This window comes from Paenibacillus vandeheii (genome assembly GCF_030433635.1).
Taxonomy (GTDB): domain Bacteria; phylum Bacillota; class Bacilli; order Paenibacillales; family Paenibacillaceae; genus Paenibacillus; species Paenibacillus vandeheii.
In genome coordinates, this window is the sequence record NZ_JAROCD010000002.1 from 525,908 (window position 1) to 546,615 (window position 20,708).

Sequence of the window (20,708 nt, forward strand, 5' to 3'; positions counted from 1 at the left end):
TGGCGGGATGTATATGTCTTTTTGAAAAGAGTGTCCACTCTTTGAAAGACAAAACCTTGATATGTCCATGAAAAGTGGAATGGCTATCATTAGAGAGGTTTGTATGAACAGCATCCGGGGCAGGATGGCTGTGCAGCTTTCCTTTTTACCAAAAAATATGGTCTGGAAGTCCAGGCAAAGGTTGTGAACCATGAAGGTTATTCTTTCTACATTAAATGCAAAGTACATCCATACCTCATTGGCCTTGCGGTGTCTGAAGGCGTACAGTGAGAAGGATTTTGATATTGAGCTGGCCGAGTATACGATCAAGGACCCGGTCATGAATATAGTGTCCGATCTGTATCAGCGTGGCGCTGACATGATCGGGTTCTCGTGTTACATCTGGAACATTGAAGAGACGATTAAGGTCATTGATATTTTGAAAAAGGTTATGCCTGATGTCAAAATTCTGCTGGGTGGGCCGGAAGTGTCGTACGACACGGAATATTGGATGAACCGGATTCCCAATGTCGATTTTATCGTCATGGGTGAAGGGGAAGAGACCCTGCATCAGCTTTTAACGGAGCTGGAGGGGGACAAGAAGTTTCATTTTGTGTATGGACTGGCGTATCGCAAAGGGGAAGAGGTCATTCTCATGCCAGGACGGCCTAAAGCGGATCTGAACGATTTGCCGTCACCGCACCGTTTTGAAGAGGATATCCCAGATCTCGGGAAACGCGTTGTTTATTTTGAAACTAGCCGGGGCTGTCCGTTCAGTTGTCAGTTCTGTCTGTCCAGTATTGAGGTCGGCGTGCGATATTACGATATTGAGCGGACGAAGTCGGACATTCTGTACCTGATCGAGAAGGGTGCGAAGCTGATTAAGTTCGTGGACCGGACGTTCAACATCAAGCGGGATTATGCGCTCGAAATGTTCAAATTCCTGATCGAGAATCATCAGGGGACAGTGTTCCAGTTTGAAATTACAGCGGACATCATGCGTCCCGAGGTACTGGACTATCTGGCAGAGAATGCGCCTCCGGGTACATTCCGGTTCGAGATCGGGGTGCAGTCTACCAATGATCCGACAAACGAACTGGTGAAACGCCGCCAGAACTTCTCGAAGTTGAGTCGTACCGTGAACAAAGTGAAAGCCAGCGGCAAAATCGACCAGCATCTGGATCTCATCGCCGGACTGCCGGAGGAAGATTATAATACGTTCCGCAAGACGTTTAACGATGTATTTGCACTGGGGCCGGAAGAGCTCCAGCTCGGATTCCTCAAAATGCTGCGCGGTACAGGTCTGCGTCTGGATGCGGAGAAGTACAACTACACGTATATGGATCACGCGCCGTATGAGATTCTGGGCAGTGATGTGCTGCCGTTCAGCGACATCGTGCGCCTGAAGCGGCTGGAGGATGTACTGGAGAAATACTGGAACGCACACCGGATGGACCATACGCTGAAGTATCTGATGGAGCAGGAGTTCGACTCGCCGTTTGACTTCTTCCAAGCGTTCGGGGATTACTGGGAAGGTCAGGGCTGGCAGAAGATCGGTCACCAACTGGAGGATCTGTTCACCCGTCTGCATAGCTTCCTGGAGTCGCGGAATACGCCGCATATGGATATTGTGCTCGGCCTGATGAAGCTGGATTATTTCCTCGGCCACAAATACAAACCACGCAAAATCTGGTGGGAAGATCCGCTCCAGAAAGACCAGTGGGCGGGTTATATGAAAACGCTGGCTGAGCGTCCGGAAGACGTTCGCCTGCCGCGCATTGCCGGTGCCACAGGCACCGCATGGCTGGAAAGCAGCGGGACAAGTGTGAGTGCCGCTGGGGCAAGTTCGGCTGCTGCCGGGGAAGACTCTGCCGCAGATGCGGCGGGTGTGATCGGCAGCGAAGCTGGGGGTGCAGCGTCGCTCGCTGCGGGCGACGCAATGGTTGGGTCCGCCGCGGATGGAGCGGCGGACGGGGTGGACGGCAACGCTTCGCGTGCGTTGCCGATGACCTCGGCCATGACCGCACAGACGGTCATGGGTGCCCGTGCTTTCGCCGACCTTGGACTCGGCGAAAAGGAACTGCAGAAGCACACCGTATTGGATGTGCTTCCGTTCCGGCTTGAGCGTGTGCTAGCTGGCGCCAGCCCGCTTGCCGCGAAAGGCCGTACGCTGCTGATCGTTGTGTACCAGCAGCATGAAGGGCAGCAGGCGCAGTATTACACGCTGCCGCTGGGAGAAGAAGCCGCTGCCATGTAGATGCAGCGGCATTGGGGAGCTGCATGGCCGATGGCTGCATGCAGTGGGGGAAGCACCATGGCTTTGCCCTTCTGGTGCTACAACAGTGAGCACCGCGGTTAACCTTTTTTCAAAACATATATGTTCCGAAAGCATCGGAAGGTCGTCTGATTCCCTAGTGGATGAAGAAGGGCCTTCCTTTTTGTTTTTCAGGTAAACAACTTCAAGCAAAGGAGAGCTTCAGATGACTAATAAGGCTACAACCAAGGAAACGATAACGCATATATTCAGTGCATTCGCCAGATTACGGGCAGACGTTGGGAGCCCCAACTGAAAGTGTGGATCATCCCTTACACTATTGATGCTGTACAGGAGTTCATAAGCCAGTTCGATCCAAATGATGTTCATATTACCCCGGAGTTATGGATTGAGAGCGAAGATCTACAGCGCTGGAAAGCGAGTAGAGGAAACAATAACTCATGGAGCAAAGAACCATTGCAGAAGGCACTAAATTTACGAGGATACAGCCGCAAAACAATTAAAGCGTATTGTAATCAGGTCGAACGTCTTCTGAAACATATTCCTTTTGAAAAAACGGATGTCACGACATCTAATGTACAGACGTATTGTCTAGACTTGCTTGAGCGAGGGATCTCCCATTCCAGTGTGAACCAGACAATTAGCGCGCTCCGCTTCTATTGTAATCATGTACTCCATCACCCTACGGAAATCCAGTTTATTCGTCCCAAGAAGCAGACCAAGCTTCCACAAGTATTGTCCGAAAAGGAAGTTGCTCAAGTACTTAAATCTGTAACCAACCCTAAACATAAAGCCATATTGTTTTTGACCTATTCTTCAGGGCTTCGTGTAGGCGAAGTTGTTCGTCTGCGTTGCGCGATCTGGATCTTGAAAGAAAAACACTTATCGTGAGACAGGGAAAGGGGCAAAAGGATCGGAGGACGCTCCTTTCAAATCTCGCTTGGGAGATCGTGCAGAAATACATAAAAGAGTATAGACCCAATCGTTGGCTCTTTCCGGGGCAATCTTCAGAGCGACATCTTACCGAGCGGAGTGTGCAGAAGGTTTTTGAAGAAGCCAGACAACGCGCAGGTATTGACAAAAAGGTTAGTATTCATGTCTTACGACACTCTTTCGCTACACATTTGCTGGAAAACGGAACAGACCTGCGCTATATCCAGGAGCTGCTTGGTCACACGAGTGCACGAACAACCCAGCGATATACGCATGTGAGTACGAAGAATATTCAGCGTATTCAGAGCCCATTGGATTGTTTGGATTTGGGAGATTGAGTGTTGCTATAAATCTACCTTTTTCACCAAATTCTTCTTCGCAAATACTACACCATAGGTTATCATATACGTAGTTCACATATCATGCAGGATGTGTGGTGTTTACGAAGTACATAAATTAGATGTTATGCGAAAGATCTGAAAACCAAATAAATACAAACTTATGAAAAACAAATTCATCATCAGAAAGGATTCTTATGAAACTGGTAATCATATTCGGGCCTCAAGCTGTCGGAAAGATGACGGTAGGACAAGAATTAGAAAGAAAAACAAAACTGAAATTATTTCATAATCATATGACAATAGAACTTGTTTCTAATTTTTTTAGTTATGAAAGCAAGTCGGGCAAACGATTAGTTGGGCTATTTCGTGAAGAAATATTTAAAGAAGTAGCTGCCAGTGATTTAGACGGACTAATATTTACATATGTTTGGGGCTTGGATATCCCAGAAAAGTGGGATTACATCAAAAAAGTCACCACTATATTTGAAGAAAAAGGCGGATCTGTTTATTTAGTTGAACTGGAAGCAGATGTCGAAGTGCGGTTAGAACGTAATAAAACAGAAAATCGATTATTACATAAACCGACTAAGAAAAATCTTGAACAATCCGAAAGAGATCTATTAAGAACAATGGAAAATCATAGATTAAATTCACTTCCAGGGGAATTTGAAGAAAAGAATTATATGAAAATTAATAACACAAATTTAACACCAGAAATAGTGGCACAAATGATAATAGAAAGATTTGAGATATGAGGTGAATTTGAGAGGGAATTCAAAGAGGTCAAATCCTTCGCATAACACCGTTTTCCCACTGAGGGGCTTACGCCCCTTGGTCTGCAAGAGGCATTTCGAGGAAGCGTATTCAGCAGACACACCTGCACCGACTAACCGCGTCGCGGCCAGCCCTTCGGGCTTTAAGTCGGTGAGGCGTCGGGAACACAAGAACGTTATGTGAAATTCCTGCAATTATTTGAAAGCTAGTCCATAGGAGGGAATATGAAAAGATTAATTTTAGTGCTGGTAGTAGGTGTAATTATTATTTCGAATGTCATATGGGGTTACTTATATTTCAATAAAGAGGTTGAAACAACTTCAAATGCTGGTGTTCAAGTATATACACTTAATGGCACAGGGGAAATATGGAACGTTATAGAATACAAAATAATAATTTCACCTAGCAAAATTTTACGAGGGTACGGGAAGCTAGTCTATAAGGGAGACCCAAATGATTTAGAGAATAGTACCTATTATAAGTATGAAGTTAATGAAACAAACACTAATAATAACGGTGAAACTGTTCTTGTAGGTGAAGCTAGATCAATAAATGGTCCAGTGTCAATATTAAATAATACTGATATAGGGTCTATTACAAGCTCGTATTCGTATGGCGAACTAAGTAAAGGTAGACAAACCTATGAAAGTACCACATTCACTATTACTTGGAATGATAATGAAGGGAATATCCATTCTGAAACAATTAATCTTGATATTGATAGTGATATTTCCCTTAATGATGATCTTTGATAGTTATTCGAGGATGGCAGGAACATCACATAACAAAACATTCCTACATCGTCGCATACGCTCCTCGGTCACGAAGATGATTTTCGGAGAAGTGGATTCAGGTGACACAATCAACCGGCTAAGTCTAACGACCCGTTCCCTTTGGTCACTTAAGCCGCTAGAACGTCAGGAATGCAGTAACGTTATCCGAAACATCCAAATTAACTAACGAGGTGAAATAATATTGAGTATTGTTCCTCAAATTGAAGATGAGATCGTATTAAAACTTCAGAAGATAATAAAATCGAAATTCGAGCCAATTTATGTTCCAGCAATCAAAGACTCTGATGCAGTTATTAATGAATGCTTTCCGAACGTGCAGAAGAAAGTTTCTGATTCTGGTGGAGATATAATTTTTGGTTGGCAACTATGGAAGGGCAAATTCATTGGAGAAGCGGAATTCCATGCTGTGTGGAAGTCAGATGAAGGGGAATTAATTGATATTACACCGAAAGAAACGCCTATTGAGCATATATTGTTCATTCAGGATGATCAAACTCAATATCGAAATATACAAATAGACAATATAAGAGTGAACCTTAATACTAACGTTGCAGTTGATGATTTTATTAATGTTCACAAATCGCTATTTAGAATTCGTAATCGAGGAAAACGATCAAAGGATTATGAAATAAAACTACCATCCTATGAATATGAGATTTACTCTACCTTACAGAAGATTTCTAACACCTTATTGGTTTTTTTGAATAATGGAGGAGAAATGGATTCAGATTGCTTTTGCAATAGTGGCACTTCGTACGTGCAATGTCATAGGAAAGAAATAAAAAAAGTAATTCTAGCATCTAAAACATTTTAGAAAAGATTAGATTGGTGAGCTTTTCAAAGAAGCGGATGCATCGGATAACAATATATTCACGCTGCGGACACTCGACAGGTGTCGAGTCGTGAATACAGGAACGTTAACTGAAACCCCTTAATGAAAAAAGAGGCATTAATATAAAGTAAATCTAGTATGTAAGTTTTGTGTATACGATTGAAATAAAAAAGGAGAAAATCGGAATGAAAAAAATGTTGTTTACTTTACTGTTTGCATTTTTAATTTTTGTTGTTTTTATAAGTTCTGGAGTTTTATTATCATTTCTGTTTTTTAATATGAATCACTTTGAAAACTTGTTTTTGTTGCTCTTAATATTTCTAATAAGCTTTTCGATGTATTTATATCTAGGGTTAGAATTTTATTCATTGAGAAAACATGTGCCAATAATATATGGAGCTTTAGAAATAGTAATTGCTATATTTACGATAATAATATTTATAGTTGGTCACAATAGTCAATATAACGTATCCGGATTTTTTATCATCTATACAACTCTTTATATTGTTGTAAGAGGAATGGACAATATAAATAAACACTATGAACAGAATAAACACGATCTTTTGAAAAAGATCTTAGATAAAGAACTCGTCTTTGCAAAACTATTTAATAAATTTATTAAAGTGCTTGATGTTCAAAAAAATATAAAAAGCCAGAAAAGAATAGAAGATAATAATTAGTGAGTGATACTAAATTAAAATATTTAAAGTTACAAAAGTTAAGTTTTAGATAAAAGATAATTCAAAGAGAGGGGCATCAGTTAACATAATATTCAAGCTGCGGCTCCTCTTGGAGCCTTGGTCTGCGGATGGATTTCGGGGAGGAATTTCAGCAGACAACCCCTAGCGGGGTTCATGAATACAGAAACGTTATAAGAAATTAGCGCAAGATATTAAGAGGGGTGATTACCATTAAGTTCATACTGATATTTGGCCCACAGGCTGTCGGGAAGATGACGGTTGGTCATGAATTAACGAAAATAACGGAATTGAAATTGTTTCACAATCATATGTCGATCGAGTTGTTTCATCCCTTTTTTGGTTTTGGTAGTGAAACTTGGAGGTTATCAAGTATCGTAAGAAGAGAGCTTTTTGAATCGTTCGCCAGCAGCAACCAGTATGGACTTATTTTTACTTACGTTTGGGGATTTGATCTTCAGGAGGACTGGGAATTCGTTAAGCAAACATGTAATATGTTTGAAACGAAAGGAGCAGAAATTTATTTTGTTGAATTAGAGTCAAATATAGAAGAAAGATTAAAACGAAATACAACAGCGTTTAGGCTTGATCAAAAACCAACAAAAAGAAATATTGAACATTCTGAAATGGACTTAATCAACACGATGGAAAAACATAGACTCAATTCAAAAGAGGGAGAAATTACTAGAGAGAACTATCTGAGAATCAATAATACAAATTTAAGTGCAGATGAAGTAGCAAGATTAATTAAAGCTGAATTTAATTTATAGTACGTGTGAGTAATTCAAAAAGGCGCCAACATCTTATAACAAAATATTCAAGCAGCGACTCCGATGGAGTCTTGGTCTGCGGGAAGGATTTCGGAGAGGAATTTCAGCAGACAACCCCGTTGGGGTTCATGAATACAGGAACGTTATATAAAATAATGCCCCAAAACAGTTAAAAGATCCACATTCGCAACGTCCTGTTGCTTGTTGAAATATATAAGTGGCGATGATTATGTAACAAAGGCAGGAAAATAGCAAGAATCAGTGGTGTGATATGGTATGGGTTAAGGTCGAGTGAGTAGATTTTCTATTTTATAGGGGGCGATAAAGAGATATGGGTAGTTCGAATCAATGGGATGCAGAATGGGAAGTATCAGAAGAATTAGCGCATAAATTAATAAGCAATCAGTTCCCACAGTTAGCTTCAAAAATCGTACAAAAACTAGGACATGGGTGGGACAATACGGTTTATCTTGTCGGGGCCGAATATGTATTCCGATTTCCAAGGCGAGAAGTTGCAATTAATTCTTTAAGGATGGAGAGAAAGATACTGCCTAAGCTTAAAGACTATTGTTCGATTGAATATTCGATACCGCTATTTTTTGGGGAAGGGGATTATGGTTATCCAGCACCCTTTTTGGGCTACCGCTATTTATCCGGCGAGTTTCCAATCGGATTAACTGACAAGCAACGTGCTCTTTCAGCAACAACTCTTGCTGTATTTCTGAAAAACTTACATGCATTCCCAATGCAGATAGCCCAAGAAAATGGAGTTCAACATGATCATAGAAATCTGACTGATATTACGATGCGTAAAGAAAAGATGCATAAATTCCTCTCCGACATTGCCCTTCATTTAAGCGAAGAAGAGTATCTTGCTTTATCGAATTATTTAGAACAGCTTAGAACTAAAAAAGTGAAGCAAAAGTATACATTCCTTCATGGTGACCTTCATTTTAAGAATATGCTGGTAGATGAGAATGGAAAAATCTCAGGGATTATCGACTGGGGAGATATAAACATAGGTCATCCTGCTTGTGACCTGAATGTTGTGTATAGCTTTTTACCTCCGGATGCGCGCTCAAACTTTTTCAAAGTATATGGAGAAGTTGATGAAGAAACGGAGATATTAGCACGATTGATTGCAATATACATCCCCATTTTGATCATGATGCAGGCAATTAATCTTAATGATATAAGGTTGATTGATGAAGCAAAGGCGAACATAAAACGTGCGCTCGCTGATTAAGATATTTCATTTCGCTAAAGGAGAACGATAATTGATTCGAATAAATAAATTTTTCTGAAAATATAACGAGGGTCAACGTCCTGTCTTTATTCTAAAAAGTGGGAAATTATATCATATAATACCGTATTCACGCATCGGGGCTGGCGCCTCTCGGTCCCGGAAGTGAGGATCGAGGAAGCAATTGCCGGGACACATCCGCACCCACTAACCGCATCGCGGCCGGAAGCAAGCTACCTTGAGTCGGTGGGACGTCGTGAATGCAACAACGTTAGGCGACATTGCTATTAATCCTCATAAAGACAGGAGTGAAACAGATGGAGATCTATGAACTAATATTTGTTCAGTTAATAAGTAAATTTGAAGAAATAAGAGATACCCTAAAGAAGGGAATAGACCAATTAGGTGATGATGAATTAAATTATCGACCTAATTATGAGAGTAATACAATTGCAAATTTGGTTGTTCATATTGAAGGGAATATATATCAAAGGATTGGAACAGGTATACACGGACACCAAGATATAAGGGCTAGGGATAATGAATTTAGTAGAGAATTGTATGTTTCAAAAGAGGAATTGATAAATAGGATAGATAAATCGTTCAAGCTTTTGATTGAAAGCATAAAAGATTTAGAAAATGAAGATCTATTAAGAACGATAGAAGTACGAGGGAAAGCAAAAACAATATATGAAATATTACAACAGTGTGCAAGTCATTATTCTGAACACCTTGGTCAAATTCTTTACTTAACGAAGTTATGTTTAGGATCATCGTATAATACGACCTCAATTTATAAAAAACATTTTAAATAGTTTAGTTGATGAAAGCAGGGTTGTAAAAAGCGTGTTCGAAGAGGCTAACAACATCGCCTAACAAAATATTCATGCATCGGGCCATCCGGCCCTCGGTCCGGCAAGTGTTTCGGGGAAGAGTTAGCAGTGGACAACCCTGCAATGGCTAAGTCCGTCGGACCCATTCGCTTCGCTCACTTAAAGCCAGTGAGGTTTTGTGAATACAAGAACGTTATCCGAAAGACTCGCAAATACTATTAATTTACGATAGAGGTGTATGTATGTTTTTTTTACAGATGTCAGGATTCCCTGGTTCAGGAAAGTCGACATTAGCAAGACAGATTAGCCAAACAACTGGGGCTGTCATTGTTGATCATGACATTTCTAAAACAGCAATCTTAAAATCGCTATCATCACAAGGATACACGATGGAAGGTAAAGTAATAGGACAACTGTCCTATGATGTAGATTGGTCGTTGGTGGATTATTATTTATCGAATGGACATAGCGTGATCATGGATAGTCCTTGTTTGTACAGCAATTTATTAGAAACTGGGCTTGAATTAGCGAGAAAACACAAAAAGAAATATAAGTATGTGGAATGTTATGTCGAAGACATTGAATTAATTCGAAATCGATTAAAAAATCGAGAAAGACTTTTGAGTCAAATCGAAGCACCATCATCAGAAGAAGGTTTTTATAGAGCTTTAATAAACAGTAAAAAACCAGAAGAAGAGAATTATATAGTGGTAGATTCATCGAAACCAATCGCAGAATACTTGTCAAAAGTCCTAGAATACATAAACGAATGAAAACAAAAGTAAAGACGATGAAAGCAGAATCAAGAAGGCAAGTCCATTGGATAACACAGTATCTACGTCGCCCTCGGAAATGTCTGGGCTGAAAACCGCTCACGAATCTTTCACAGAGGTACTGTCGCACTTGGTTTGACAATCTATCACATAAAAACGATAGGTGAAATTAATGCAAATAAGATGAAGGTGGATAAGATTTACAATTTAATCCGGTTCGAGGAAACAAAACAACTGGTGGCGTATGCAGGATCTGTAAGCATCAAAAACCCGACATAAATTGCGGGTTTTTGATACTTTATTGTTGGGAGATGAAAGGCGCTACCCAGTAAATTCCTGGACCCATGTGTTGTTATAATAAGCAATACCGATATGAGTATAACTATTATTCAGTATATTTGCTTTGTGGCCAGGGCTATTCATCCACTCCTTCATAACCTGGGTAGGGGTGGTTTGCCCTTTTGCGATGTTTTCTCCAGCGGTATTATATGTGATCCCGAATTCCTTCATCATATCGAAGGGGGATCCATGTGTTGGCGAATTATGATCAAAGTAACTGTGGTTGTACATGTCCTGTGCCTTGACCATAGCCACATTTGACAATTCTTCATTCCTACTCAAGGAACTTAATCCTGTTTTGGCCCTTTCTTGATTGACTAGATCCAGAACCTGCTGCTCAAAATCTGTCTTATCCGTAGTATTTTTTTTACCTTCCTGTACTTGTCCTGTTGGCTCCTTATTTTCAGGATTTCCTGCAGGTGCCTGGTTTACTTGATTTCCATCCGGTGTTCGAACCAGATCCAACAAATCCAATGGAATTCCATTTTGGGCTTCTTTTGTTGTAATAGATCTCTCTTGCCAAGATGTAGCTGTTGATGATGCCTGTGTGAGGACAGAGTTTGGTGCAGCAGCATGATCATGAATTGAAATTTGTTTTTGCTCAGGAGTAACTTGTTTTTGCATCATATTGTTATGGGACGAACAGCCTGCCACCAATAATAATATTGTTAAAACGAAAAACTTTGCCATTTGCCAACCTCCTAGATCCGTTAGTTAATGAAGTTCTCGGATTTATGTTTTCCTGTATGCCATTTACTTATTCCTAATATGGTTCTCTCCTTATCCAGTACTTTTTTATGATCGATACCATTTAGATAGCCTTGTCTTTTTTTATGTCTCGAGGAAAGCAAAGCGTGTTGCGAATGGTTATGGATAAAGAAGGCCATATCGGGTCATAAATGCATCACGGGATGAATGTTATCTATTTCAATGGGATTCCTGATGATTGGAGTATTTCGATGGGTAATTGGGAGAATCTATACAAACTAATTTCACTCATTCATTATTGCCGCGAGATACAGTGTACTTTTCGAAGTCCTGCTTAACTAAACGCCCCCGTTGGTGGTACAGACAATTTTATAGAATATAAACCATATGCTGCATCATATAAAACAAACTGAAAGCTAGTATTTGATAATTCGATGAAGTCAGAAACTGCGTTTAACACAGTACTCAGGCTGTAGGACTATCGTCCCTTGATTGACAGATGTATAATCATGGAAGAAATCTCAGTCAACAAACGCCCCAGCCTAAGATAAGAGCTATCTAAGGCCGGGGCGTTTCGTGAATACAAGAAAGTTATACGAAAGTGCTGAAGTTCTCGAAAGGACGAGATAAATGGCTGAATATACTTGCCCATGTTGTGGCTATAAGACACTTAGTGAACCGCCAGGGACGTTTGACATCTGTGAGATTTGTTTTTGGGAAGATGATGGAGTTCATTTTGACGACCCTGATTTTGCAGGTGGAGCCAACGTAGTTTCATTAAGACAGGGACAATCGAATTTTCTTGAATTTGGAGCATGCGAAGAGAGATGTATCCAATTCGTAAGAAAACCTAATAAAGATGATATATATGAAGGACCAAGGAAAATCTAAATTAATTTTAAGATCTTATAAGAAAAAATGAAGAAAGAAGAAGGTATAATGTAATGGAAATAATAACTTGAAATGTAAACCTGCGCAGTCAGAACCTTTATATAACAATGTATCTACGCTGCGGGCTTTGCCCTTGGTTCACCAGAAGCGTAAGACAGAGAAGTGGGTTCAACTCACAACCCTGCGAGGCTAAGTTCGTCGGACCCGGCGCGTGCGCTTTAAGCCTCTCGGGTTCGTGAATACAACAACTTTATACGCCAGAATCAAATGAAAAGAGAGCCGTTTGGCTCTCAAGTAGAAGTTATATTTAATTCATTATGTAATTGAAGAGCGTCCTTAAAACCTTGTAAGTAGATTTCACGTTCTAGGATTGTTTGAACAGAAAGGTCTGCATCATCATAAAGAAATAGAGTTTTATGCATATCCTGAGGTAGAAGTTCATGTAACTGTTTGAAGTAAAGATTCCGATCGGATGAGAATTGATTATAGATGGAGTTGTTCTTGAGAAGATCGCTATATAAAGCTTCAATTCGATTTCGAATCAATGAATCAAGTAAGACTTCTAAAGAATTGTGCATGAATGATCACCGTCCGTTATATTTTATTTTACGAACAAAAATTTAACTTATTGAACATTATTTTATCATAATGAAATTTATAGTCAAGACATATCAAAGATATTTTTGATTAAGGAAATATACTTTCATATAATTAAAGAAAAATTCAATTCGGTTATGAAGGGATACCAGATGATAAGTTATAAACCATTTCAAAAATTATTGATCGACAGGGAAATTAAGAAACAGGACTTATTGAAAATAACGGGGATTTCATCGGCTACGATGGCAAAACTTAATACGAATGAGTACGTATCATTAGAGGTAATTGATAAATTATGTACAGCACTGGGATGCCAGCCTGGCGATTTATTGGAGCATATAGCAGATCAATGATGGGATGAGAACATATGTTTGTTGATCAAAGATGTGATTACGTCGTATAACATAATATTCATGCAGCGGCTCCTCACGCAGCCTTGGTCTGCTGGATGGAATCCGAGGCAGAATTTCACCAGACAACCCCTAGCGGGGTTCGTGAACACAAGAACGTTAGCCGAAAGAAGTTCTTAGTTTAGGAGGAGTCTATATGATATTGGAAAAAGTTATAAATAGAATTGTAATACAAAGTGAATATAAGGATTTTGTTGATAAGTTTATAGATAATATACTTACCGAATTTAAAGGTAAGATTCATAGCATTTATATGTGTGGCTCGATTCCAAAAGGAACTGCTAAACCTTTTAAGTCAGATGCAGACTTTACTATTGTATGTGTAAATCCCAAAGATATTGATTACGAAAGATTGTCAAATATTAAAGACAGGCTTTTGGGAGAATATCCAGTATTAACTAAGATTGATACGACAATTTGCTCGATTGACGATGTATTAAGTAAACCAAATGAGTGGGGTTTTTGGGTTAAGATCATTTGTGTTTGCATATCTGGTCCTGACGTTGGTGAAGAAGTACCACCGATAACTATTTCTCCAGAGTTCATTTTAGACTTAAATACAGAGACCAAGGAGGAAGTAGATCGTATACATCGTTTACTTTCTAATGCTAGTAATAACACAATGAAAACTAGATATATTAAAGGTTATTCTAAGAGATTAATTCGTGCATTATACTCTTTGGTTTTAGAAGATACAGGGGTATGGCAAGATGACATTATTAAGATGAAGAATGCCATATTAAATTATTGTGAGATTGATTCCACTTTAGTTGATTATCTGTATGCTTGTTACTTGGATAGTAATGTACTTGTTGAAGAATTTCTGGGAATTGCTGGTGAAGTATATAGCTATTTTGAGAACGCCTTGAATGCAATGGCTGCTTCCAGAAATTCCTCCGACTAACACCATATTGACGCTCCGGGTCACTCTGAGTAGCGAGTGACCACATCCAGCCCCCTAAGCCCGTCGGGACGTCACTGCATTAGGTGTTTGGCAAGCCTCGCAACTATAAGCAGCGACTCTATGGGGCCAGGACGTTGTCAATACAAAACGTTATCTGACATAAACCTATTACATTTTAGGAGCAAATAATGAATAACACTTTCTCGAAATGGGTGCAATATTATCGAAGAAATAATCAAAACCTCAAATATATTCATTGGGATGACAACTATAAATTAACAACTAATGAAAGAGAAATAATCATTAAGTCAATTCAACAGTTTCAATTAGGAGAAAACTCTGAAGGTAAACATCTAATTAAACGTGCGCAAGAATATGTACACCAGACACAAGATCAGGATTACTATGAAGCACTTATAGAATTCATTAAAGAAGAACAGAGGCACGCAAGAGATCTAGGCAGATTTATGAAGGTACAGGGAATCCCACTCCTTCGTAGACATTGGGTGGACAATGTATTTAGAAGATTACGTCGATATGCGAGTCTAGAACAATCAGTCATTGTTCTATTAACTGCTGAGATCATTGCTAAGTTGTACTATAAAGCCTTGCAAAAATCTACAAAGTCAGAAGTATTAATAGATTTATGTAATCAGATTTTAAGTGATGAGGAGAAACATGTTCAGTTTCAATCCGAAACACTTCATAAATTTGCTCAAAATAGAAGCGTTCTCTTTAACAGAATAGTTTATATCTTTCGTAGAATCCTTTTTGAAGGAACGCTAATTATAGTGTGGTATCAACATAAGCCTGTATTTAAAGCTGGGGGATATAAACTCAAAAGTTATTACTACGAATGCCGTCATGAGTTTAACTTAACAAAGAAGATTATAGCTAATTCGCAGTAGAGGTTTACGTCAGATAACATTATATCCAAGCTTCTGGTCCTGACGCTCCCTCGGTCAGCCCGAAGGGAATTGGAATCAGGCGGACACATCCGCACCGACTAACCGCATCGCCGCCGCCTCTAACGTGGCTTAAGTCGGTGGGACATCGTGGATACAGTAACGTTATATGTAATAGCTGCAAAGAAATAATAAAGAAATTTAAATTACTTTGGAGGTAAGTGAAATGGAGAGCAAAAAAATTGATAGTAAAGAATTCCCGATATTGGAATTTGATGAATCGCGAGTTGCAATAATTGAGGCTAGTAATTTTATCAAGCCAAAGAAGAATTTGAATACTGTGTCATAACATTTTTTAGAGATGTAATTGAAAAAATGAAAACGGAGGGGAAGTTGAAAGAAGTTGCATGTCTACATTGCGAGACTTTAGATTTGCCAATATATGAAACATATGTTCAAGGAAAAAAAGTACATATTACTTTGGGGTATTTAGGAGCTGCAGGTTCAGCAGGATTCTTAGAAGAGCTGATAGCCTATGGTTTTCAGAAATTTATAGTTTGTGGTGGTGCAGGTGTATTAAAAAAAGACATTGCTGTTGGACATGTAATAGTACCCGTTTCTTCAGTGAGAGATGAAGGGGTATCATACCATTACATTAAGCCATCAAGAGAAATTGAATGTAATCTTGAGGTATTAAAAATTATTGAGGACGATTTTAATATACATAATATCAGGTATCTAAAGGCAAAAACTTGGACGACAGATTCATTTTATAGAGAGACTAAAGAAAAGGTTGAGTTGCGGAAAGCAGAAGGGTGTGTAACTGTAGAAATGGAAGCAGCAGCATTTATGGCTGTTTCACAATTTAGAAATGTAAAATTAGGTATTATCTTGTATGGCGGTGATGATTTAAGTGGTGTCGAATGGGATAGTCGAAGTTGGAATAGCAGATCAGAAATAAGAATGAACCTTGTTCAAATATCAATGCGGATATGCAGTTCTTTATAACTGGAATAGATATAATCCATTTATTAATGCATTTATAAAAAGGGAAATACTAAATAGACAACCAAGAGTTAAATGTAAATATGACAACATAAATATTCCGAGCTCATTTAAGCCGTTCGGACGTCTGGAATCCGCCACGTTATGAAGGTCGACTGATCGAGCTTTGGGAAAAATAACGCGTTGTAATTCAGTTGTGTTATCGACTCATTGTTCGAGAAAATGAGTGAGAAGCTTGCACAGATCACAGGAGTGATTGTGCAGGCTTTTTTTTATTTAAATATGGGTCATCCACAAAAAAAAAGTTGAAAGCGTTTTATAACTGTGATACTATTTTATCAAGATAATAATTTATTATTCGTACAATAAAAATACATTGTTGAAAGAAGAGAAAGGAAACCAAAGTGATGGAGATTGAGAATCGTCAGTATCTAGAGAGATTTTTTCCAATCGCTTCATTTATTGCGGCAATTATAGGACCTAAATGTGAAGTCGTCGTACATGATATCAGTGATCCGGAGCACTCTATTGTTTTTATTGAGAACGGATATATTAGCGGCCGTGAAGTAGGCGATGCATCCACTGACCTTGTCTTGAAAATCCTCAAATCGGAAGCTTATCATGAGGAACAGTATATAGCCAACTACAAAGCATCAGGCAAATTCGGTCAGAGTTTCCGATCGTCTACCTACTATATAAAGAATGATCAGAATAAGCTGGTTGGCCTGCTCTGCCTGAATATTGACGTTTCTCATATGGAAGTAGCGGCTGAATGGGTTCAACATATTTTACAAGGAGGACCTAACCCGTATGTCATGCCTGCTGCTGCTGCTGAAAAGTCGAAGGAAGAAAAGCAAACAACGGAGTATCTGCAAGGAAATGCAGATGATCTGCTGCAACATATGATATCTTCGGTCATTGGCAAATTAAAAATTCCGCCGGAACGTTTGTCATCGCAGGAGAAGATTGAAGTTGTCCGCGAATTAAACGAGCTTGGAGTTTTCTTACTGAAAGGCGGCGTTTCACAGGTAGCAGCTTCTTTATCAATATCTGAACCTACGGTATATCGCTATTTACAAAAGCTGAAATAAACAGAAATCCAGATGGAAAACAAGAAGGTGAGATACATGAGCTATAACTTTGATCAAGTGATTAGCAGAGTAGGTACCAATAGCGCGAAGTGGGACGGGGTTGTAAACAGCTTGGGGGACGATATGATCGTTCTCTCTGTTGCGGATATGGATATACAAGCGCCTCCTCAAGTCGTGAATAAGGTGAGCGAGATGGCGCGGCACGGAATCTACGGATATACCGATGCGTTCCCTCCTTATTATAAGGTCGTCCAGAAGTGGCTTAATAAAGCTTACAGATGGGATGTACCTCAAGAATGGATTGTGTTCTGCCCGCGTATTGTACAGGCCGTATCGATTATAATCGAGAGATTCACAGAACCTGGTGACCGAATTTTGATGCATACTCCGGCATATCAACCTATCGCTAATGCTGTTGAAATCAACGATAGAAAACTCGTAGAGAGTCGGCTGGTACTTAGTAATGGACGATATGAAATCGACTTTGATGATATGGAGCGCCAAATGAGTGCAGGGGTCAAGATTGTTCTGTTAATCTCTCCACATAATCCGACAGGGCGTGTATGGACAAAGGTGGAATTGGAACGTATAGCCGAGCTCTGCATTCGTTATGATGCATTGCTCGTATCGGATGACATTCATGCCGATTTTATTCACGAAGGACATGAGCATACGATTATCGCGAAATTATCAGAGCAGATTGCGGAGCGTTCCATTATTTGCACTTCGCCAGGTAAAACCTTTAACTTAGCAAGTCTTGAAATCGCTAACATTGTGATCCCAAATATGCAGTTAAGAGAGCGTTTCCAACTTGGGTTACGCCAAGCTGGCATTCATAATCCTACTTTTTTTGCCATCCCTGCTTTGGAGGTTGCATATACGGAGTGTGATGATTGGCTTACGGAGCTTCGGACTTATATTAAAGACAATATATCATTCACGGAAGATTTTTTTGCTGAGCATATGCCTGAACTTAAAATCGTGAGAGCAGAAGGAACCTATCTTCTGTGGGTAGATTGTACTGCCCTTAGCAGAAACGAAAGCGATTTAATTGAATGGATTCAACATAAAAGCCGGGTTAGCGTAAGCTTTGGTTCGTCCTTTGGCGTGGATGGTGAAGGATTTATTCGCCTGAATCTCGGTGCTCCCAGGGCGCTATTGCAAGAGGCTTTTGAGCGAATGGCCAGCAATTACCCTTTAAGTAACAGATAACTTCTTACATCATCGATAGGGGGAACCTTACAATGGCTACGCCAAATAAGGAAAAGACGGTAAAGCAACCAACTCTGTTTTTAGCTTTATTACCGATTGTTACTATGGTTTTACTGTTATGTTTAGGATATGTTCTATTCGAATTGCCGCCTGAGCCGTTAATCATTATATCCACAGTGGTTGCCGGAATCATCGCCATCAAGCTGGGATACAACTATGATGACATTATGGGTTCCATCGCGCAAAAAATCGCAAAGACCATGCCGGCTATCTTGATCCTGATTACTGTCGGATTTATGATTGGCGCCTGGATGATCGGCGGTACGATACCAATGATGATCTATTACGGACTTGATATTATTAATCCGCAATTTTTGCTGATTACGGCATTCATTGTCACTTCCATTGTCTCCTTATGTACAGGTACTTCTTGGGGATCGGCAGGTACAATTGGGATAGCATTTATGGGGGTAGGAGCTGGACTTGATGCGAATCTGGCTGCTGTTGCAGGTGCAGTCGTAGCAGGGGCCTATTTTGGAGACAAGCTGTCCCCGTTATCAGATACAACAAATTTGGCAGCGCTGTCAACTGGAGTTAACCTGTATGAACATATTGGTCATGTGCTCTATACGACAGTACCATCCTTTATCGTAGCAGGAACGGTCTACTTGATCACTGGTTTTAATAGCGGTGGCTCGGATGTGGCAATTCCTGAGAAGGTTATTACGATTATGGATACTTTAAGTACAGTGTTCAACTGGAATTTACTATTACTGCTTCCGGTACTGATCGTATTGTACGGGTCGATTCGCAAAAAGCCTACCATACCGGTGATGCTGATTTCCTCTTTTGTAGCGTTGGCGAACGGTATGATCTTTCAAGGGTTTACACTACATGATGTAATTACTTCCGTCATTAACGGCTTCGATGTAGCTATGGTTCACATTCAAGGCTTTGATGCAGCTGCTGTGATTCCGGATATTCCTCGCCTTCTGAATCGCGGTGGTATGAACTCTATGATGGGTACATTGTTGATTTGTTTCTGTGCCATTACATTTGCTGGTGTAATATCGCTGACGAAGTCTCTGGAATTGATTGTAGATAAGATCCTCAAGTATGTGCACTCGACGGGCTCGCTGATCCTGGCAACAATTGCTACTGGTTTGACAATGATCGGTGTAACAAGCAATGGTCAGGTATCGATCTTGATGCCTGGTGAAATGTTACGTGAGGCTTATATCCGCCGCGGTTTGCATCCGAAGAACCTGGGCCGGACAATTGAGGACTCTGCTTCCATTGTCGAACCAATCCTGCCATGGACTGCAGCAGGGGCTTATATGGCTGGTACGCTTGGCGTCGCAACCCTTTCATATTTGCCTTGGGCAATCTTATGTTGGACAGGTATTATCTTCGCGACGATCTGGGGCTTCACAGGCTTTGGAATCACCAAGCTGACTCCAGAACAGCAGCAGGAAATGCTCAAGGAATATGATGATGCAAAAGCAGCTAAATCATTATAAGAGGGGGGATCACACCCCTCGCTTGTAAAAACAGAAAAAACAAAGCGCTTTAATGCGTGGATAAAGGGAGAGGATTTCTATGACAAAACAAGAGAGAAAAACAATCGCAACTTCAAACGCTCCAAGTGCTATCGGTCCTTACTCACAGGCTGTACAATTTGGGAATATGATTATTACTTCCGGGCAGCTTGGAATGAATGCTGCAGGAGAGTTTCCGGATTCTGTATCGGAACAGACGAAGCAATCGCTAACTAATGTGAAGGCAATTTTGGAAGCGGCAGATTATGCCATGGAGCATGTAGTGAAAACGACGGTATTTCTAAAAGACATGAACGATTTCCAAACTGTTAATGAAGTCTATGCCACCTTCTTTGCGGAGCCTTATCCGGCACGTAGCGCCGTTGAGGTTGCGAAGCTGCCGAAGGGCGGACTTGTGGAGATTGAAGTTATCGCGGTAAAATAACTAGTATTCGATGAGCCTCCGGGAAACCGGGGGCTTTTTTATCGGACAGATTGTCAAACCAAGTGCGACAATTTCTCTGAGAGGTCCTCAGCCCAAACATTTTCGTGGTCTATGATCAACTTGAGCAAGATTGGTGCCTTTCGGGAAAAACTACTGCCTGATGCCCTGCGCGAAGTGGCCCGCTTAGACGGCGCTAGTGAGTTTCGCATATATGAACAGATCATGTTTCCACTAAAAGCTTGATCAAACTTTCACATTTCAAAAATAGTAAAAGCTTATGACGAAGTGGCAAAAATCGCGTGTTGATATTATAACAGAACTCGTGTCGCGGCTTGTTTAATTGACGCCAAAATATTACAATATTATGATATGATCATTGCTAAACATAAATTTTGGCTCCAAATGAAGAGAGCAA

The 20,708-nt window shown here is 40.2% G+C and carries 22 protein-coding genes; 20 read left to right on the plus strand and 2 right to left on the minus strand.

Going from position 1 to position 20,708, the window contains the following annotated elements; all coding sequences use genetic code 11:
• Positions 1–190 precede the first annotated feature (190 nt).
• The 11 genes from P5G61_RS05190 to P5G61_RS05240 all read left to right on the plus strand — a co-directional run bounded on the left by P5G61_RS05190 (position 191) and on the right by P5G61_RS05240 (position 10,245).
• Positions 191–2,236, plus strand: a complete 2,046-nt coding sequence (locus P5G61_RS05190; RefSeq protein ID WP_301245086.1) for a B12-binding domain-containing radical SAM protein — start codon at positions 191–193, stop codon at positions 2,234–2,236.
• A gap of 315 nt (positions 2,237–2,551) precedes the next feature.
• Positions 2,552–3,145, plus strand: a complete 594-nt coding sequence (locus P5G61_RS05195) for a tyrosine-type recombinase/integrase (protein ID WP_301245087.1) — start codon at positions 2,552–2,554, stop codon at positions 3,143–3,145.
• On the plus strand, positions 3,142–3,525 hold the full coding sequence (locus tag P5G61_RS05200; protein WP_301245088.1) for a tyrosine-type recombinase/integrase: 384 nt from the start codon (positions 3,142–3,144) through the stop codon (positions 3,523–3,525). The genes P5G61_RS05195 and P5G61_RS05200 overlap by 4 nt, the downstream gene beginning before the upstream one ends.
• Before the next feature lie 197 nt (positions 3,526–3,722).
• Positions 3,723–4,283 carry a DEAD/DEAH box helicase family protein gene (locus tag P5G61_RS05205; protein WP_301245089.1) on the plus strand — a complete coding sequence of 187 codons (561 nt, stop codon included), beginning with the start codon at positions 3,723–3,725 and terminating at the stop codon, positions 4,281–4,283.
• Positions 4,284–4,526: 243 nt separating this feature from the next.
• Positions 4,527–5,054, plus strand: a complete 528-nt coding sequence (locus tag P5G61_RS05210; protein ID WP_301245090.1) for a hypothetical protein — start codon at positions 4,527–4,529, stop codon at positions 5,052–5,054.
• A 223-nt stretch (positions 5,055–5,277) separates the two neighbouring features.
• Positions 5,278–5,910, plus strand: coding sequence for a hypothetical protein (locus P5G61_RS05215; protein WP_301245091.1), 633 nt, complete (start codon positions 5,278–5,280; stop codon positions 5,908–5,910).
• A gap of 203 nt (positions 5,911–6,113) precedes the next feature.
• The gene (locus P5G61_RS05220) at positions 6,114–6,608 is read left to right on the plus strand and encodes a hypothetical protein (RefSeq protein WP_301245092.1); all 495 of its coding nucleotides are present in this window, start codon (positions 6,114–6,116) and stop codon (positions 6,606–6,608) included.
• A 230-nt stretch (positions 6,609–6,838) separates the two neighbouring features.
• Entirely contained in the window at positions 6,839–7,396 is a 558-nt protein-coding gene (locus P5G61_RS05225; protein ID WP_301245266.1) for a DEAD/DEAH box helicase family protein, read from the plus strand.
• Between the two features lie 331 nt (positions 7,397–7,727).
• Positions 7,728–8,642, plus strand: a complete 915-nt coding sequence (locus P5G61_RS05230) for a phosphotransferase (protein WP_053781790.1) — start codon at positions 7,728–7,730, stop codon at positions 8,640–8,642.
• A 314-nt stretch (positions 8,643–8,956) separates the two neighbouring features.
• Positions 8,957–9,454 (plus strand): DinB family protein, encoded by a 498-nt coding sequence (locus tag P5G61_RS05235; protein WP_301245094.1) that lies wholly within the window; start codon positions 8,957–8,959, stop codon positions 9,452–9,454.
• Between the two features lie 260 nt (positions 9,455–9,714).
• Positions 9,715–10,245, plus strand: coding sequence for a P-loop nucleotide/nucleoside kinase family protein (locus P5G61_RS05240; protein WP_053781792.1), 531 nt, complete (start codon positions 9,715–9,717; stop codon positions 10,243–10,245).
• Between the two features lie 321 nt (positions 10,246–10,566).
• Here the strand turns inward: P5G61_RS05240 and P5G61_RS05245 are convergent, their stop codons facing one another.
• Positions 10,567–11,274: a CAP domain-containing protein gene (locus tag P5G61_RS05245; protein WP_301245097.1), complete on the minus strand. Its 708-nt coding sequence runs from the start codon at positions 11,272–11,274 to the stop codon at positions 10,567–10,569.
• 648 nt (positions 11,275–11,922) lie between these two features.
• Between P5G61_RS05245 and P5G61_RS05250 the strand changes: the two genes are divergently transcribed.
• A complete protein-coding gene (locus P5G61_RS05250; protein WP_301245099.1) occupies positions 11,923–12,183 on the plus strand; it encodes a CPCC family cysteine-rich protein in 261 nt (86 codons plus the stop codon).
• A 290-nt stretch (positions 12,184–12,473) separates the two neighbouring features.
• Here the strand turns inward: P5G61_RS05250 and P5G61_RS05255 are convergent, their stop codons facing one another.
• Positions 12,474–12,761 (minus strand): hypothetical protein, encoded by a 288-nt coding sequence (locus tag P5G61_RS05255; protein WP_301245101.1) that lies wholly within the window; start codon positions 12,759–12,761, stop codon positions 12,474–12,476.
• A gap of 171 nt (positions 12,762–12,932) precedes the next feature.
• Here P5G61_RS05255 and P5G61_RS05260 point away from each other — a divergent pair, with 171 nt between their 5' ends.
• The 8 genes from P5G61_RS05260 to P5G61_RS05295 all read left to right on the plus strand — a co-directional run bounded on the left by P5G61_RS05260 (position 12,933) and on the right by P5G61_RS05295 (position 20,293).
• A complete protein-coding gene (locus P5G61_RS05260) occupies positions 12,933–13,136 on the plus strand; it encodes a helix-turn-helix domain-containing protein (RefSeq protein WP_036670472.1) in 204 nt (67 codons plus the stop codon).
• Between the two features lie 193 nt (positions 13,137–13,329).
• A complete protein-coding gene (locus P5G61_RS05265) occupies positions 13,330–14,097 on the plus strand; it encodes a nucleotidyltransferase domain-containing protein (protein ID WP_301245106.1) in 768 nt (255 codons plus the stop codon).
• A gap of 188 nt (positions 14,098–14,285) precedes the next feature.
• Positions 14,286–15,005: a ferritin-like domain-containing protein gene (locus tag P5G61_RS05270; protein WP_301245108.1), complete on the plus strand. Its 720-nt coding sequence runs from the start codon at positions 14,286–14,288 to the stop codon at positions 15,003–15,005.
• 390 nt (positions 15,006–15,395) lie between these two features.
• Complete coding sequence (locus P5G61_RS05275; RefSeq protein WP_301245110.1) at positions 15,396–16,010, plus strand: nucleoside phosphorylase; 615 nt, start codon at positions 15,396–15,398, stop codon at positions 16,008–16,010.
• A 404-nt stretch (positions 16,011–16,414) separates the two neighbouring features.
• Positions 16,415–17,098 (plus strand): helix-turn-helix transcriptional regulator, encoded by a 684-nt coding sequence (locus tag P5G61_RS05280; RefSeq protein ID WP_079346640.1) that lies wholly within the window; start codon positions 16,415–16,417, stop codon positions 17,096–17,098.
• A gap of 36 nt (positions 17,099–17,134) precedes the next feature.
• The gene (locus P5G61_RS05285) at positions 17,135–18,310 is read left to right on the plus strand and encodes a MalY/PatB family protein (RefSeq protein WP_301245113.1); all 1,176 of its coding nucleotides are present in this window, start codon (positions 17,135–17,137) and stop codon (positions 18,308–18,310) included.
• A 32-nt stretch (positions 18,311–18,342) separates the two neighbouring features.
• Complete coding sequence (gene nhaC, locus P5G61_RS05290) at positions 18,343–19,830, plus strand: Na+/H+ antiporter NhaC (RefSeq protein ID WP_301245115.1); 1,488 nt, start codon at positions 18,343–18,345, stop codon at positions 19,828–19,830.
• Positions 19,831–19,909: 79 nt separating this feature from the next.
• Complete coding sequence (locus P5G61_RS05295; protein ID WP_079346636.1) at positions 19,910–20,293, plus strand: RidA family protein; 384 nt, start codon at positions 19,910–19,912, stop codon at positions 20,291–20,293.
• The last annotated feature ends 415 nt before the right edge of the window (positions 20,294–20,708 follow it).

What these genes read in the sequence shown, in the direction of transcription:
- P5G61_RS05240 (WP_053781792.1), top strand. Translation starts at nt 9,715, where the DNA reads ATGTTTTTTTTACAGATGTCAGGATTCCCTGGTTCAGGAAAGTCGACA.
- P5G61_RS05190 (WP_301245086.1), top strand. Translation starts at nt 191, where the DNA reads ATGAAGGTTATTCTTTCTACATTAAATGCAAAGTACATCCATACCTCA.
- P5G61_RS05265 (WP_301245106.1), top strand. Translation starts at nt 13,330, where the DNA reads ATGATATTGGAAAAAGTTATAAATAGAATTGTAATACAAAGTGAATAT.
- P5G61_RS05205 (WP_301245089.1), top strand. Translation starts at nt 3,723, where the DNA reads ATGAAACTGGTAATCATATTCGGGCCTCAAGCTGTCGGAAAGATGACG.
- P5G61_RS05285 (WP_301245113.1), top strand. Translation starts at nt 17,135, where the DNA reads ATGAGCTATAACTTTGATCAAGTGATTAGCAGAGTAGGTACCAATAGC.
- nhaC (WP_301245115.1), top strand. Translation starts at nt 18,343, where the DNA reads ATGGCTACGCCAAATAAGGAAAAGACGGTAAAGCAACCAACTCTGTTT.
- P5G61_RS05280 (WP_079346640.1), top strand. Translation starts at nt 16,415, where the DNA reads ATGGAGATTGAGAATCGTCAGTATCTAGAGAGATTTTTTCCAATCGCT.
- P5G61_RS05270 (WP_301245108.1), top strand. Translation starts at nt 14,286, where the DNA reads ATGAATAACACTTTCTCGAAATGGGTGCAATATTATCGAAGAAATAAT.
- P5G61_RS05255 (WP_301245101.1), bottom strand. Translation starts at nt 12,761, where the DNA reads ATGCACAATTCTTTAGAAGTCTTACTTGATTCATTGATTCGAAATCGA.
- P5G61_RS05230 (WP_053781790.1), top strand. Translation starts at nt 7,728, where the DNA reads ATGGGTAGTTCGAATCAATGGGATGCAGAATGGGAAGTATCAGAAGAA.
- P5G61_RS05245 (WP_301245097.1), bottom strand. Translation starts at nt 11,274, where the DNA reads ATGGCAAAGTTTTTCGTTTTAACAATATTATTATTGGTGGCAGGCTGT.
- P5G61_RS05210 (WP_301245090.1), top strand. Translation starts at nt 4,527, where the DNA reads ATGAAAAGATTAATTTTAGTGCTGGTAGTAGGTGTAATTATTATTTCG.
- P5G61_RS05235 (WP_301245094.1), top strand. Translation starts at nt 8,957, where the DNA reads ATGGAGATCTATGAACTAATATTTGTTCAGTTAATAAGTAAATTTGAA.
- P5G61_RS05220 (WP_301245092.1), top strand. Translation starts at nt 6,114, where the DNA reads ATGAAAAAAATGTTGTTTACTTTACTGTTTGCATTTTTAATTTTTGTT.
- P5G61_RS05260 (WP_036670472.1), top strand. Translation starts at nt 12,933, where the DNA reads ATGATAAGTTATAAACCATTTCAAAAATTATTGATCGACAGGGAAATT.
- P5G61_RS05250 (WP_301245099.1), top strand. Translation starts at nt 11,923, where the DNA reads ATGGCTGAATATACTTGCCCATGTTGTGGCTATAAGACACTTAGTGAA.
- P5G61_RS05295 (WP_079346636.1), top strand. Translation starts at nt 19,910, where the DNA reads ATGACAAAACAAGAGAGAAAAACAATCGCAACTTCAAACGCTCCAAGT.